The 14219-nt window shown below is 57.7% G+C and carries 13 protein-coding genes; 10 read left to right on the top strand and 3 right to left on the bottom strand.

Going from position 1 to position 14219, the window contains the following annotated elements; all coding sequences use genetic code 11:
* Window positions 1–116: 116 nt before the first annotated feature.
* Window positions 117–1298: an ABC transporter substrate-binding protein gene (locus tag AC2FIR_RS06215; protein ID WP_170615018.1), complete on the bottom strand. Its 1182-nt coding sequence runs from the start codon at window positions 1296–1298 to the stop codon at window positions 117–119.
* Window positions 1299–1461: 163 nt separating this feature from the next.
* On the opposite strand from AC2FIR_RS06215, the gene AC2FIR_RS06210 reads away from it, so the two are divergent.
* The gene (locus tag AC2FIR_RS06210; protein WP_496762079.1) at window positions 1462–2553 is read left to right on the top strand and encodes a PQQ-dependent sugar dehydrogenase; all 1092 of its coding nucleotides are present in this window, start codon (window positions 1462–1464) and stop codon (window positions 2551–2553) included.
* 20 nt (window positions 2554–2573) lie between these two features.
* Here AC2FIR_RS06210 and AC2FIR_RS06205 read toward each other — a convergent pair whose 3' ends face one another.
* Window positions 2574–3578 (bottom strand): GlxA family transcriptional regulator, encoded by a 1005-nt coding sequence (locus AC2FIR_RS06205; protein ID WP_496744072.1) that lies wholly within the window; start codon window positions 3576–3578, stop codon window positions 2574–2576.
* A 169-nt stretch (window positions 3579–3747) separates the two neighbouring features.
* On the opposite strand from AC2FIR_RS06205, the gene AC2FIR_RS06200 reads away from it, so the two are divergent.
* Window positions 3748–5118 (top strand): class II 3-deoxy-7-phosphoheptulonate synthase, encoded by a 1371-nt coding sequence (locus tag AC2FIR_RS06200; protein ID WP_496744073.1) that lies wholly within the window; start codon window positions 3748–3750, stop codon window positions 5116–5118.
* A gap of 66 nt (window positions 5119–5184) precedes the next feature.
* Here the strand turns inward: AC2FIR_RS06200 and AC2FIR_RS06195 are convergent, their stop codons facing one another.
* Entirely contained in the window at window positions 5185–5805 is a 621-nt protein-coding gene (locus AC2FIR_RS06195; RefSeq protein ID WP_496744075.1) for a PAS domain-containing protein, read from the bottom strand.
* Window positions 5806–6098: 293 nt separating this feature from the next.
* Between AC2FIR_RS06195 and AC2FIR_RS06190 the strand changes: the two genes are divergently transcribed.
* The 8 genes from AC2FIR_RS06190 to pstB all read left to right on the top strand — a co-directional run bounded on the left by AC2FIR_RS06190 (window position 6099) and on the right by pstB (window position 14212).
* Window positions 6099–6989, top strand: coding sequence for a YicC/YloC family endoribonuclease (locus tag AC2FIR_RS06190; RefSeq protein ID WP_496744077.1), 891 nt, complete (start codon window positions 6099–6101; stop codon window positions 6987–6989).
* A gap of 17 nt (window positions 6990–7006) precedes the next feature.
* Window positions 7007–7648, top strand: a complete 642-nt coding sequence (gene gmk / locus AC2FIR_RS06185) for a guanylate kinase (protein ID WP_170615024.1) — start codon at window positions 7007–7009, stop codon at window positions 7646–7648.
* On the top strand, window positions 7645–8169 hold the full coding sequence (locus AC2FIR_RS06180) for a gamma carbonic anhydrase family protein (RefSeq protein WP_496744079.1): 525 nt from the start codon (window positions 7645–7647) through the stop codon (window positions 8167–8169). The genes gmk and AC2FIR_RS06180 overlap by 4 nt, the downstream gene beginning before the upstream one ends.
* Window positions 8170–8203: 34 nt before the next feature.
* The gene (locus AC2FIR_RS06175) at window positions 8204–9265 is read left to right on the top strand and encodes a sensor histidine kinase (RefSeq protein ID WP_496744080.1); all 1062 of its coding nucleotides are present in this window, start codon (window positions 8204–8206) and stop codon (window positions 9263–9265) included.
* 182 nt (window positions 9266–9447) lie between these two features.
* Window positions 9448–10488, top strand: coding sequence for a substrate-binding domain-containing protein (locus AC2FIR_RS06170; protein WP_170615027.1), 1041 nt, complete (start codon window positions 9448–9450; stop codon window positions 10486–10488).
* Between the two features lie 83 nt (window positions 10489–10571).
* The gene (gene pstC / locus AC2FIR_RS06165) at window positions 10572–12044 is read left to right on the top strand and encodes a phosphate ABC transporter permease subunit PstC (RefSeq protein ID WP_496744081.1); all 1473 of its coding nucleotides are present in this window, start codon (window positions 10572–10574) and stop codon (window positions 12042–12044) included.
* Window positions 12041–13402 (top strand): phosphate ABC transporter permease PstA, encoded by a 1362-nt coding sequence (gene pstA / locus AC2FIR_RS06160; protein WP_496744083.1) that lies wholly within the window; start codon window positions 12041–12043, stop codon window positions 13400–13402. The genes pstC and pstA overlap by 4 nt, the downstream gene beginning before the upstream one ends.
* A gap of 12 nt (window positions 13403–13414) precedes the next feature.
* The gene (pstB, locus tag AC2FIR_RS06155) at window positions 13415–14212 is read left to right on the top strand and encodes a phosphate ABC transporter ATP-binding protein PstB (protein WP_170677121.1); all 798 of its coding nucleotides are present in this window, start codon (window positions 13415–13417) and stop codon (window positions 14210–14212) included.
* Window positions 14213–14219 lie beyond the last annotated feature (7 nt).

Below are 14219 nucleotides of genomic sequence, written 5' to 3'. Positions count from 1 at the left end.
CCGCCCTGTTCGGCGTTCTTGTTGTCCCATCCCCAGAGAAGAGGTGCGGTCTTTTGTCATTGAAACAGCCCGGACACAAGGCCCGGGCTGCTCGATTTATAACTTGTGCTGAGGCGTCAACGGAAGTTGACTGTTTTGTTTTCGCCGTCGGTCACTTCGATCTCGCGGTAAGAACCAGCGCTCTCGCCGGGGCCGATCAGTTCCACGCCCGAAGCGCCGACATAGTCGATGTCCTGACCTGCGGCCAGCAGTTCCAGACCCTTGGCCAGTTCACCCGGATAGATCTTTTCACCCGGAGCGTTGGCGACGTCCATGATCTTGGCGCCGTAGTCCGCCGGGTTGGTCGACCCTGCGGCCTGCATGGCCAGCATGAACAACGCGGCGGCGTCATAGGATTCAGGCGAATAAGGCGACGAGCCGTCGAAGCCACCGGCCTCGGCCATGGCAAAGTACTTCTCGGCACCTTCACCACCCGAACCGGCGATCTGACCGAACGAGCCGTTCAGGTCTGGTCCGACATTTGCGGGCAGCGAGTCACCGATCATGCCGCCTGGCAGGCCGAATGTGTCGAATGCACCGCTGTCCAGTGCCGACTGGATGATGCCCAGACCGCCCTGGTCCAGATAACCGGCAACCACCAGAATATCGCCACCTGCTGACGCCAGAGCGCCAACTTCGGCCGAATAGTCGGCTTTACCGTCTTCGTGCGCCGCAACTATGGTGATTTCACCGCCAGCTGCTTCGAACGAAGTCTGGATCGCGTCCGCCAGACCCTTGCCGTAGTCGTTGTTGGTGTAAGTCAGAGCGATCGAGTTGATGCCGCGGTCTTTCAGAATGTCTGCCATCACCTGACCTTCGCGCGCATCCGAAGGGGCGGTGCGGAAGAACAGGCCGTTGTCTTCCATGGTCGACAAACCGGGCGACGTTGCCGACGGCGAGATCATGACCATGCCGTTCGGGATTGCGACGTTCTGCAGGATCGCGCCGGTCACGCCCGAGCAGTCGCCGCCGATGATGCCGGCAACGCCATCGGCAATCATGCGTTCGCCGTTCGAGGTGGCCAGACCGTTGTCGATGCAGCCGGTATCGGCCCGGGTTCCGGTGACGGTTGCGCCATCCAGAAGTTTGCCGGATTCCGTGACTTCGGCCATCGCCATTTCTGCGCCGGACCCCATCGCCGGTGCCAGAGATTCAATCGGGCCGGTGAAGCCAAACAGGATGCCAAGTTTGACATCTTCGGCCATGGCGGTGCCGGCCAGCAAAGCGGTTGCTGCAGTTGCTGTTAGCAGCTTTTTCATAAGGTTACTCCCATATTGGAACGTTAACGTCCGGCCATGACCCTAGGCAAGCAATGCGAAAAAGGGAAGTCCTAACGAAAAAGTGCTTTTGCTTGTCCTAACTCTATTTGTTTTGTTGGGTTTAACCAAAACTTGGGCGTCTGGCCAAAGCAGGAGGGTAATGATGATCAGGGTTTGCGCGATTCTTTCGATGCTGGGGATTGCTGTGACCGCATGGGCGGATGAACTGCAAACCTCGCAAGGCCCGGTAAGTGTCGAGGAAATGGCCACCGGGCTGGATACGCCGTGGGCGATCGGGATAATCTCCGACGACATATTTCTTGTGACGGAGCGAGACGGCGATCTTTTGTACTTCGACGGGGACGGAAAACATCTGGTCTCGGGCGTGCCTGCCGTGGTCGCATCGGGGCAGGGCGGTTTGCTGGATGTCACAATCGCCAGTGATTTCGCGCGTAGCAGAGAGATATTTCTTACCTTCTCCAAAGCTCAACAGGGTGGTGCCGGCACTGCAGTCGCGGTGGCGCGCCTTGCGGAAGACGGAAAAAACCTCACCAATGCCCGCGTCATTTTCGAGGCTATTCCAGGCGGATCAGGTGGCCGCCATTTCGGCTCGCGCGTGGTCGAAGCAACGGATGGCAGATTGTTCGTGACACTGGGCGAGCGTGGGGACCGTCCTGCGGGCCAGGACAGGTCCAATCATCTTGGAACGGTCATTCGGATCAACCGCGATGGCTCGGTTCCCGCAGACAATCCCTTCGTGGGTCAATCCGCTATACGGCCTGAAATCTGGTCTTATGGCCATCGAAACCCGCAGGGCGCAGGGCTGGACGCCCGGGGCCGTTTGTGGGTGTCGGAACATGGGGCCAAGGGTGGTGACGAGGTCAATCTGGTCCAGCCCGGCGCCAATTACGGTTGGCCGGTTATCTCGTACGGTGTGCACTATTCCGGTCAGAAGATCGGTGAAGGCACGTCAAAGCCGGGCATGAAGCAGCCCGAACATTACTGGGACCCCTCCATCGCCCCTTCGGGATTGCTGGTCTATTCCGGCAAAATGGTGCCCAAGTGGAAGGGGGATATCTTTGTCGGGTCGCTCAAGTTTGACTATATCGCGCGGTTGGCAGGTTCTCCGCTGCGCGAGGTGGAACAAATCAAAGGCCCCATGACCGAGCGTGTGCGGGACATTGTCGAAGGTCCCGATGGGGCAATTTGGTTCATTTCCGTAGGGCAGGGCGCGGTCTACAGGATGTCACGCTGAGAGCGCCAACCGCGCGGTCCTTAGACCGACAACCGCCCGCTTTGCGTTCCGCGCTCACGATAAGGGGTCGTGTTGTAATGCGCCCGGTAGCATTTCGAGAAATGCGAAGGGCTGGCAAAGCCGCAGGCGAGTGCCACGTTGATGACGCTCATATCCGTCTGCATCAGCAGGTTGCGGGCCTTGTGAAGACGCAGTTCCATATAATACCGCTTGGGTGATCGGCTCAGGTAGCGACGGAACAAACGCTCCAGCTGGCGGGTCGACATGCCGACTTCTTTCGCCAGAATCGAAGGCGAAATCGGCTCTTCGATGTTCTTTTCCATCATCAGAATGACCTGACTCAGCTTGGGATGCCGCACACCGATCCGTGTCGGGGTCGACAGCCGCTGCGTATCCTGATCTGTGCGGATCGATGAATAGATCATCTGGTCGGCCACGGCGTTTGCCAGATCCTCACCGAATTCATCTGCGATCAGCTTGAGCATCAGGTCGATGGACGAAGTGCCGCCTGCGGTCGTCATTCGATTGCCGTCGATCAGGAACACCGATTTGGTCAGTTCCACTTCATCGAACTCCTCGATGAAACTGTCGGAGTTTTCCCAGTGGATCGTCGCCCGTTTTCCGTCCAGAAGACCGGCCTTTGCCATCGTGTAAGCCGCTGTACACAGCCCGCCCACCTTGAGCCCTCGGCGCGCCTCACGACGCAACCAGTTCAGCACTTTTTTCGTGGTTGCGGTCTGAACATCGACACCGCCGCAAATCAGGACAACCTCGTCGCGCCGCAGTTCGATCATATCGGCGTCCAGTTTGAAGGTTGTTCCGGCGGAACAACTGACGGTGTCACCGCCTTCGCCCACCAGTGACCACGTATAAAGCTGGCGACCGGCCATGCGGTTGGCGATCCGCAGGCTGTCCAGCGCGGACGCAAAGGACAAAAGTGAGAATTTGTCCAGCAAAACGAAAACGAAGTTTTGCGGATTGGACGCAGTGTCTGGCACCGTGACAACTTGGCGTTGCTCTTTCATGGCGTGATGTCCTTGATTCGGCGCCGGGTGATCGTTTTCCCGGCGTCAGCTTTATCAGTCACCATGACCAAAGCTTGTTTGCGGCGTCAAGGGGCGCAAATGGGATATGGTCACTCTTCAATACATTTTGTATAGAGGCGACCTGACTACTTCAGCGGAGATCAAAGCTATGACAGAATGGCAAAAAACGGACTGGCGCAACAAGCCACGGGTTCAGATGCCAGACTATACCGACGCGGCCGCCCTGGCCAAGGTCGAGGACCAGCTTTCACAGTATCCCCCGCTGGTTTTTGCCGGTGAAGCGCGGCGTCTCAAGCAACATCTGGGTGCCGCCGGTCGCGGCGAAGCCTTCCTGCTGCAGGGCGGGGATTGTGCTGAAAGTTTTGAACAATTCAGCGCGGACGCGATCCGCGACACCTTCAAGGTGATGCTGCAGATGGCGATGGTGCTGACCTATGGCGCCAAGGTGCCGGTGGTCAAGGTCGGCCGCATGGCCGGCCAGTTCGCCAAGCCGCGCAGCGCCCCGACCGAGGTGGTGAATGGCGTCGAACTGCCTAGCTACCGTGGTGACATCATCAATGAACTGGCCTTCACGCCCGAGGCGCGGATTCCGAATCCGGACAAGATGCTTCAGGCCTACACGCAGGCGGCGGCCACGCTGAACCTGTTGCGCGCATTTTCGACCGGTGGATTCGCGGACATGAGCCGTGTCCATTCCTGGACTCTGGGCTTCACCGACAAACAGGATGTCCAGAAATATTCCGAGATCGCGGATCGTATTCAGGACACCATCGATTTCATGGGCGCAGCCGGGATCACGGCGGATACAACGCATGAGTTTTCGACGGTTGAGTTCTACACCAGCCACGAAGGGCTGCTGCTGGAATATGAAGAGGCCCTGACGCGTCTTGATTCCACGTCCGGCAACTGGCTGGCTGGCTCCGGGCACATGATCTGGATCGGCGACCGCACCCGTCAGCCTGACGGTGCGCATGTCGAGTTCTGCCGTGGCGTTCAGAATCCGATCGGGTTGAAATGCGGCCCGACCACAACGGCCGAAGACCTCAAGGTTCTGATGTCGAAGCTGAACCCGGAGAATGAAGAAGGCCGCCTGACCCTGATTGCACGCTTTGGTGCGGGTAACGCGGGCGAGCATCTGCCGCGCCTGGTCAAGGCCGTCAAGGAAGAGGGCGCCAAGGTGACCTGGGTCTGCGATCCGATGCACGGCAATACGATCAAGTCGGCCACGGGCTACAAGACCCGCCCGTTCGACTCGGTCCTGCGCGAAGTGCGCGACTTCTTCGGTGTGCATCAGGCCGAGGGCACCATCCCCGGCGGCGTTCATTTCGAGATGACAGGTTTGGACGTGACCGAATGCACCGGTGGCGTGCGGGCCGTGACCGAAGAAGACCTGTCGGATCGCTATCATACCGCCTGCGACCCACGCCTGAACGCGTCCCAGTCGCTGGAGCTGGCGTTTCTGGTCGCTGAGGAACTGACCAACCTCCGCCGCGACCGCGTTAAGCGCGAAGCCAGCTGATAGTGCTTCCCAGAAAAGCAGAACGGTGGGCCATGGTGCCCGCCGTTTTCATTTGATCGGATTAGTTCAATCCTTTCGCGAAACGACAAGCCGCAAATGAGAGGCGGGGTGTTTGAACCCTTCTTGTTTCTCGGCAAACCCCTCGGCCAATTGTTTCTGTACGTTTTGGGGGGCTTGGATTTCGGAAACAGCGCGGATCCGACTTTCCTTGATCGCAAAACGTCTGGGTGTGGCACCAATGGTGCCGTCGCTGACCATCACGCCCAGTATCCGGCTGACATCGCCCAGATCGCTTCTCAGTGGCAAAAGGATCATGCGTGCCTGCAAACGCGCGCTGCCCAAACGTCCTTTTGAGATCAGGTCCATCTCTGCCAGCGCGGGTTCCGAAAAAACCCGTTCCAGAACTTCGGTAATCTGCCGCCTCGCAGAGGCCTCGAAGAATGCAGTCAGGGGCATGCCGCGGACTTCCATGCCAGCCAGTTTGGTCTGATGGCTGCCTGCAAGGCGGAACCGCGCCAGACCTGTGGCGATACGTTCAAGAACAAAGGTGTATTCCAGAATGTTCTCAAGCCCGCGCGGGTCGATCTGTGACCGCATCGGAACGCCGTCACCGGTTAAAAGAGCCGTCCAGTAGGCTTCGGCCTGACGGATCGGAGTAAGACTGCGCCCACTGTCAAAACGATCCATTGCAACGATCTTTCCAAATTTGGACCCGGAACCATTCCCGAAAAGAGATTTCACTTTCGTCACCCCGTACCAATCAAACGCCATTTTCATAAAATGCTACGCATTACGGCCATAGGCGTTCCAACAACCATTAAAGGAAGATTGGCACGGGTTAACTCAATTTTGGAGGAATTCTTTAATGAATGGTTAACTTCCGGGAGTTCACGCAATCACAGCAAGGTCTTGCCCTGTGGCGGTCTATGGCATTAGGTGCGGCAAGCACGCAGGAAATGGCATCGACAGAAAGGGCAGGCATGATCAGATCCATGACCGGATTTGCCTCGAGTAAGGGGGCTTTCGGGCCGCATAGCTGGACGTGGGAGCTCCGCAGCGTGAATGGCAAGGGTCTGGACATGCGCCTGCGTCTGCCGGATTGGCTGACCGGATTGGAAGCCGCCTTGCGGGGAGAACTGTCCAAATCTCTTAGCCGCGGCAATGTGACTTTGTCGTTGCGGCTGAGCTGCGAAGAAACGGCACCAGATCTTGTGCTGAATGAAACCGCGATGGAATCGGCATTGGATGCGCTGGCTCGAACAGAAAACATGGCTGCAGAGCGGGGCTTGACGCTTGCGCCATCCTGTGCCGCAGATTTGCTTGCGTTGAAAGGCATGATGGAAGCGGGCAATGATACGGACGATGCCGCGCCTTTGGTCGCACATCTTCAGTCTGAATTTCCTGCACTTCTGGGCGCCTTTATCGACATGCGGCGAGCCGAGGGAAAAGCATTGGCCGGTATACTTGACGGGCAACTGGATCAGGTCGCGGCGCTGACAGATCAGGCGGCTGAGTTGGCCGAAAAGCGCAAAGGCAAGGCTGCCGAGGCGTTGAAGGAGAACCTGGCCCGCGTTCTGGACAACGCTCAGGGTGCGGACCCGGACCGCGTCGCGCAAGAGCTTGCGCTGATCGCCGTTAAGGCGGACATCACCGAAGAGATTGACAGACTGGGTGCTCACGTGACCGCCGCCCGCACTTTGCTGGCGCAGGACGGGGCGGTAGGACGCAAGCTGGACTTCCTGATGCAGGAATTCAATCGCGAGGCCAACACCTTGTGTTCCAAGGCGCAAAGCGCGGAGCTTACTGCCGTAGGTCTGGAACTTAAGGCTGTGATAGATCAGATGCGCGAACAAGTGCAAAACGTGGAATAAGATCGGAGCGTAAGGATATGGCGGATAGACGAGGCCTTCTTATCATTTTGTCCTCGCCATCGGGCGCGGGCAAATCCACGCTGGCCAAACGGTTGATGAGTTGGGACACAGAGCTGGAGTTTTCAGTTTCGGCAACAACCCGCGCGCCGCGACCGGGCGAAGAACACGGGCGCGATTACTATTTTCTAAGCGAAGACACGTTCCGTCAGCAGGTTTCAGACGGTCAGATGCTGGAACACGCGCATGTTTTCGGAAACTTCTATGGTTCTCCCGCAGGTCCGGTTCGCGAGTCGATCAACAGTGGCAAGGATGTCCTGTTCGATGTCGACTGGCAGGGTGAGGTGCAGATCCGGAACTCGGATCTGGGCAAACATGCGCTTTCGATCTTTATTCTTCCGCCTTCGATTCCGGAATTGCGACGCAGGTTGGAAAGCCGGGGGCAAGACAGTGAAGAAGTGATCGCCAAACGGATGCTCAAAAGCTGGGACGAAATCAGCCATTGGGGGTATTACGATTACGTGCTGATCAATGACGATCTGAATGCAACCGAAGAAAAGCTGAAAACCATCGTCAGCGCCGAGCGAATGCGCCGCATTCAGCAACCCGCGTTGCAGGATCATGTGCGGACATTGCAAAGTGAGTTCGAGGGTTTGTCATGACCATCTACGCACTGGGCGAACACAAACCGCAACTTCACAAGGATACCTGGGTTGCGCCCGACGCCAATTTGATTGGGAAGGTCGTGCTGGAGCAAGGCGCCTCGGTCTGGTTCGGCTGCACCATCCGCGCCGATCACGAGGAAATTCGCGTAGGTGCGGGCAGCAATGTGCAGGAAAACTGCGTCTTGCATATCGACGCCGGTTTCCCGCTGACCATAGGGGCCAATTGCACCATTGGCCACAAGGTCATGCTGCACGGCTGCACAATCGGTGAGAATACCTTGATCGGGATGGGTGCCATCGTTCTGAACGGGGCCAGGATCGGCAAGAACTGCCTGATCGGGGCCGGGGCGCTGATCACCGAAAACAAGGAGATTCCGGACAATTCCCTGGTCATGGGATCGCCCGGAAAGGTCGTGCGCCAGGTGGATGAGGCGACGGCGCAGCGGCTTACACTCAGCGCGCAGCACTATCAGGAAAATATGCGGAGATTTCGTGAATCCCTGAAGCCGATTTCATAGGCCTTTTGACGAGACAAGTAGAAAGGCTGCAGCAATGGCAGAAAATCAGCTAAACGAATTTGTTTCGGCCATTCCCATGCCAGCATTGATGGTCGACCAGACAGAGCGGATCGTTGCCGCCAACACTGATGCCATAACTCTGTTGGGCCGCAACATTCATGGCCGGCATTTCGCAACCATCCTGCGGCAGCCTCAGGTTATCGAAGCGATGGAGCAAAGCCTGAGCACGAAAGGGGCCGCAAAGACAAAACACCTGTCCAACGACGGTGCACAGGACACCACGTTCGAGGTCCAGTGCAGATACGTAAACGGGGTCGGTGCCGTTTCGGGCGGGGCAGTTTTGGCCATCTTTCAGGACGTGAGCCATCTGGAACAGGCAAGCCAGATGCGGCGGGACTTTGTAGCCAATGTCAGTCACGAGTTGCGCACCCCCTTGACCGCCTTGATGGGGTTCATTGAAACACTGCGTGGCCCGGCCCGAAAGGATGAGGCCGCGCGTGACCGGTTCCTGCAGATCATGATGGATGAGGCGAACCGGATGAACCGTCTGGTGGGCGATCTGTTGTCACTAAACCGGGTCGAGAGCGAGGAACGTATCCGGCCAAAGGAAGCAGTGGACCTGACGGGGCTGTTGCAATCAACGATAAACACGCTGCGCCCGCTTGCAGAGGATGTGCAAGTCGCTTTGTCTCTGAACGCGCCGCCAGATTCCGTGTCGCTGCCGGGTGATGCCGATCAACTGCGTCAGGTCTTCACCAACCTTATCGAGAACGCCATCAAATACGGCAGCAGCGGCGGCGTCGTTGATGTCACGCTTGAGCTTTTGGAGCGTGACGCGACCGTACGTGGCCCTTCTGTGCGTGTTCAGGTGGCGGACAAGGGGCCAGGTATCGACTCAGTACATTTGCCCCGGCTTACGGAACGGTTTTATCGGGCCGACAGCCACCGGTCACGTCAGTTGGGGGGGACGGGACTTGGGCTGGCGATTGTAAAACACATCGTCAACCGGCATCGCGGCCGGTTGCGCGTGGAAAGCGAATTGGGGCAGGGCACAACGTTCACTGTGATCCTTCCCGTCGGGCACAGCGAAACCTGAAACCTGCTCACGGAAGCCTTGCGTCGACGGCATGACAGCTTTGCGCAAAGTTATGCAACTTTCCTCCGGCTTGTCATGAAACTGTTACACACCTGTCACAAAAGGCTTACGCGCGCCTCTTAGAGGTTCGCCCAAGATCATCATGGGGATGATCACTACATATCTTTGTCAAGGAGACTGAAATGTCCTTTGTAAAACTGTCGGCTTCTGCACTGGCCATCGCGGCCGTTTCGGCGACTACTGCTGCTGCGCGTGATCAGGTACAGGTTGCCGGTTCGTCAACCGTGCTGCCTTACGCTTCGATCGTTGCTGAAGCCTTCGGTGAAAACTTTGACTTCCCGACACCGGTTGTTGAATCGGGCGGTTCCTCGGCGGGTCTGAAGCGTTTTTGTGAAGGTGTAGGCGAAAACACCATCGACGTTGCGAACGCTTCGCGTGCCATCCGCGAAAAAGAGATCAAAGCCTGCGCTGAGAACGGCGTGACGGACATCATCGAAGTTCAGATCGGTTATGACGGCATCGTTTTCGCATCCGACATCAACGGCAACTCGTTCGAGTTCACGCCGGAAGACTGGTACAGAGCCCTGTCCGCTCAAATCGTCGTCGACGGCGAACTGGTCGACAACCCGAACAAAACCTGGGCCGACGTGAACCCTAACTTCCCGGCACAGCCGATCGCAGCCTTCATCCCGGGCACCAAGCACGGCACCCGTGAAGTGTTCGAAGACAAGGTGATCCTGGCCGGTTGTGAGCATCTGGGCGACTTTGACGTTTACAAGGCTGCCAACGGCGACGACAAGAAAGCAGCTGAAAAAGCCTGTATCGCGCTGCGTACCGACGGCGTTTCGGTCGACATCGACGGCGACTACACCGAAACTCTGGCCCGTATCGAAAGCAACAAGGACGGCATCGGCGTCTTTGGTCTGGCGTTCTATGAGAACAACACCGACAAGCTGCAGGTCGCGACTATGTCCGGCATCGTTCCTTCGACTGAGTCGATCGCATCTGGCGAATACCCTGTTTCGCGCCCGCTTTTCTTCTACGTGAAGAAGGCCCATATCGGCGTGATCCCCGGCCTGAAAGAATATGCCGAGTTCTTCGTCGCTGACGAGATCGCAGGCCCCGATGGCCCACTGGCAGAATACGGCCTGGTATCCGACCCCGAGCTGGTCAAGGTACAGGAAACCGTAGCCAACGAAACTGTTCTGGGCGGCGGTTCCTAAATATTCATATGAACGGAACCGGGGCGTTTTCTTCGCGTCCCGGTTCCTTTTGACTCCTACTCTGCCATCCTTACGGAGTTCTCATGGCGCTATCCTGGCTGTTGGTTATCCTGCTTGCACTGGCAGTGATTGGATTTTTCGCGGGCCGGTCCCGTGCATTGGCGAGCGCGGCTGGAGAGGCCCGTGATTTGCATTCTCTGCCATCATACTATGGCTACAACGTTGCTCTGACAGCTTTGGTTCCGGCATTGGGTGTGCTGATCATCTGGCTTCTGGTGCAGCCGATGATCGTGAACAGCACTGTTTCCGGCCTTATTCCTGATCAAGCGATCCCCGAGGGTTCGGATCGCGGCTTGGTCATGAGCGAGGTCCGCCGGGTCGCATATGGACTGGATGGCGCTGTGGCCAGTGGCGCGATGGCTGAGGCGCAGGCCCGGGATGGCAGTGCCGATATCGAAACCCTGACCAAAACGCTGAAAGAGTCCGGCCAGGTTCTGACGCAAGACATCACACAGCCAATTTTGGTGGCAGCGCAGAAGTATCGCAGCATGACGTCAACCGGGAAGGTGGCAATGCAGGTCGTCGTACTGGCGATTGCTCTGTTTGGTGCCGCTTTTGCCTATATCAGAACGCACAAGGATTTCCGGGCTCGCAATGTGGTCGAGCAGGGGGTTCTGGCGCTGTTGCTGCTCGCCGCGTCGATTGCAATCCTGACAACCGTCGGCATCGTTCTGTCGATGTTGTTCGAGACCATGAACTTCTTCCAGCTGCATTCCTGGAAAGACTTTTTCCTGGGAACCACCTGGGCCCCCAACTTCCGTGGCGGAAGTGAGCTGTCGATTCTGCCGCTGCTCTGGGGCACGCTATACATCTCGCTGATTGCGCTGCTGGTTGCTGTGCCGATCGGTCTGTTCGCCGCAATTTACCTGTCGGAATATGCATCCGGTGCGACCCGGTCGATTGCCAAACCTCTGCTCGAAATTCTGGCCGGTATCCCGACCATCGTTTACGGTTTGTTTGCCTTGCTGACGGTTGGTCCCGCGCTTGTTTCCCTTTTTGGTGATGGTGGCGCTTTGGGGGTGGGCTGGATGGCCAGTTCCAACGCGGTTCTGACGGCCGGTCTGGTGATGGGGATCATGCTGATTCCGTTCGTGTCCTCGCTGTCGGACGACATCATCAACGCTGTACCGCAATCCATGCGTGACGGTTCTCTCGGCCTTGGGGCCACGCATTCGGAAACCGTGCGAAATGTGATCCTGCCCGCAGCGCTGCCGGGCATCGTCGGGGCAATTCTGCTGGCCGCCAGCCGTGCGATTGGTGAAACGATGATCGTTGTGATGGCCGCTGGTGCGATTGCAAAGTTCTCGGGCAACCCATTCGAAGCGATGACCACCATCACCACGCGGATCGTCAGCCAGTTGACAGGTGATACCGACTTTGCCAGCCCTGAAACGCTGGTCGCGTTCGCGCTGGGTCTGACACTCTTTGTGATCACGCTGGGCCTGAATATCCTCGCCCTCTACATCGTACGCAAATACCGGGAGCAGTACGAATGACCGATATTTCCCAAACACCTGGCGCTGCTCCGACCGCGAAAACCAAGGGCGGATCGCTGTTCGAAAAGGACGCGCGCACCAAGCGGCGCAATGCGGCTGAAAGCCGGTTCAAGATGTACGGTATCGCCGCCATCGGTATCGGGCTGCTGATGCTGGTCGTTCTGGTTACGAATATCGTAACCGCCGGCACCGGGGCATTTCAGCAAACCTATCTTGAGCTGGATGTCGACCTGAAGGCCGACAAGTTGGACAAGAAGGGCAACCGCAATATTGAGGACATCAAGAAGGTGTCGACCTTTGGTTATGCGCCTCTGATCGCGTCTGCGCTGGAATCCGAAGTTGCAAAACTGGGCATCCAGACTGAACTGACACCTAAACAGATGGGCGGTATCCTGTCCAAAGCTGCGCAGGCGGAATTGCGGAACTACGTCATCGCCAATCCTGATGAGATCGGCAATACGGTCAGCTTCCGGTTTCTGACCAACAGCCGCGTTGATGGTTACATGAAAGATCGAGTAACCCGCGACTCGATTGCCAACGACAAGAGCATCTCGGTCGAACAACTTGATTTCGTTGACCAGTTGCGGGATGCCGGTGTTCTGTACAAGGCGTTCAACCCCGACTTCATCCTTGGTGCTGATGCGTCCGACCAACGGCCCGAGGCGGCAGGGATCGGCGTCTCAATGCTGGGTTCGCTGTTCATGATGTTCGTCGTGCTGGCGCTGGCATTGCCGATTGGTGTTGCAGCCTCGATCTATCTTGAGGAATTCGCACCGCAGAACCGGCTGACCGATATTATCGAGGTGAATATCTCGAACCTTGCTGCCGTTCCGTCCATCGTGTTCGGTATCCTGGGTCTGGCCGTGTTCATCAACTACATGCACCTGCCAACGTCCGCTCCGCTGGTCGGCGGTCTGGTGCTGACGCTGATGACCTTGCCGACGATCATCATATCGACCCGAGCATCACTGAAGGCCGTGCCGCCGTCGATCCGCGATGCAGCGCTTGGGGTAGGGGCCTCGAAAATGCAGGCGGTGTTCCACCATGTTCTGCCCTTGGCCGCACCCGGTATTCTGACCGGAACCATCATTGGTCTGGCGCAGGCGCTGGGTGAAACGGCTCCGCTGTTGCTGATCGGAATGGTGGGCTTTATCGCCTCGAACCCGCCCGACGGCATCGTTGCGGGCTTCCTGTCCCCGAACTCGGCCATGCCGGCGCAGATCTACGAATGGTCCAAGCGCGCCGACCCGGCCTTTTACGAACGCGCATGGGGGGGCATCATCATTCTGTTGATCTTCCTCGTCACAATGAACACGATTGCGGTCATCCTGCGCCGCCGCTTTGAACGCCGCTGGTAAGTGGAGGCAATAATGAACGACATGACACGAGTGGAGAGAACCGTGGACTCCGAAGAAATCAAGATCGCCGCGAAAAACGTTCAGGTCTATTACGGCGATGCCCACGCCATCAAGGACGTGAACGTGGAGATCGAAGACAAGAAGGTGACGGCCTTCATCGGCCCGTCGGGGTGCGGCAAATCCACCTTCCTGCGCTGCCTGAACCGGATGAACGACACCATTGACATCTGCCGGGTCGAAGGAGACATCCTGCTGGACGGCGAAGACATCTATGACAAGCGTGTCGACCCGGTGCAGCTGCGCGCCAAAGTGGGGATGGTGTTCCAGAAGCCCAACCCGTTCCCCAAGTCGATCTACGACAATGTCGCTTACGGTCCTCGCATCCACGGCCTTGCCAAGAACAAGGCAGAACTGGATGAGATCGTTGAGAAATCCTTGCGCCGGGGTGCGATCTGGGATGAGGTCAAGGACCGGCTGGATGCCCCAGGCACAGGTCTTTCCGGTGGTCAGCAGCAACGCCTGTGCATCGCCCGCGCCGTCGCGACCGAGCCCGAGGTTCTGCTGATGGACGAACCCTGTTCGGCGCTGGACCCGATTGCAACGGCGCAAGTCGAGGAACTGATCGATGAGCTGCGCGCGCAATATTCTGTGGTGATCGTGACCCACTCGATGCAGCAGGCCGCTCGTGTAAGCCAGAAGACCGCTTTCTTCCATTTGGGGAACCTGGTCGAGTTTGGCGAAACCGGCCAGATCTTCACCAACCCGGTGGATCCCCGCACGGAAAGCTACATTACAGGCCGGATCGGCTGAGTACAGG

Source organism: Ruegeria sp. CDSB136 (assembly GCF_059610965.1).
This window is presented reverse-complemented; position numbering and strand designations above follow the sequence as displayed.

Excerpts from the sequence above, each read along its gene's own strand:
- pstA (WP_496744083.1), top strand. The coding sequence starts at position 12,041 with ATGACCGATATTTCCCAAACACCTGGCGCTGCTCCGACCGCGAAAACC.
- pstB (WP_170677121.1), top strand. The coding sequence starts at position 13,415 with ATGAACGACATGACACGAGTGGAGAGAACCGTGGACTCCGAAGAAATC.
- AC2FIR_RS06200 (WP_496744073.1), top strand. The coding sequence starts at position 3,748 with ATGACAGAATGGCAAAAAACGGACTGGCGCAACAAGCCACGGGTTCAG.
- pstC (WP_496744081.1), top strand. The coding sequence starts at position 10,572 with ATGGCGCTATCCTGGCTGTTGGTTATCCTGCTTGCACTGGCAGTGATT.
- AC2FIR_RS06190 (WP_496744077.1), top strand. The coding sequence starts at position 6,099 with ATGATCAGATCCATGACCGGATTTGCCTCGAGTAAGGGGGCTTTCGGG.
- AC2FIR_RS06205 (WP_496744072.1), bottom strand. The coding sequence starts at position 3,578 with ATGAAAGAGCAACGCCAAGTTGTCACGGTGCCAGACACTGCGTCCAAT.
- AC2FIR_RS06215 (WP_170615018.1), bottom strand. The coding sequence starts at position 1,298 with ATGAAAAAGCTGCTAACAGCAACTGCAGCAACCGCTTTGCTGGCCGGC.
- AC2FIR_RS06180 (WP_496744079.1), top strand. The coding sequence starts at position 7,645 with ATGACCATCTACGCACTGGGCGAACACAAACCGCAACTTCACAAGGAT.
- gmk (WP_170615024.1), top strand. The coding sequence starts at position 7,007 with ATGGCGGATAGACGAGGCCTTCTTATCATTTTGTCCTCGCCATCGGGC.
- AC2FIR_RS06195 (WP_496744075.1), bottom strand. The coding sequence starts at position 5,805 with ATGGATCGTTTTGACAGTGGGCGCAGTCTTACTCCGATCCGTCAGGCC.
- AC2FIR_RS06170 (WP_170615027.1), top strand. The coding sequence starts at position 9,448 with ATGTCCTTTGTAAAACTGTCGGCTTCTGCACTGGCCATCGCGGCCGTT.
- AC2FIR_RS06175 (WP_496744080.1), top strand. The coding sequence starts at position 8,204 with ATGGCAGAAAATCAGCTAAACGAATTTGTTTCGGCCATTCCCATGCCA.
- AC2FIR_RS06210 (WP_496762079.1), top strand. The coding sequence starts at position 1,462 with ATGATCAGGGTTTGCGCGATTCTTTCGATGCTGGGGATTGCTGTGACC.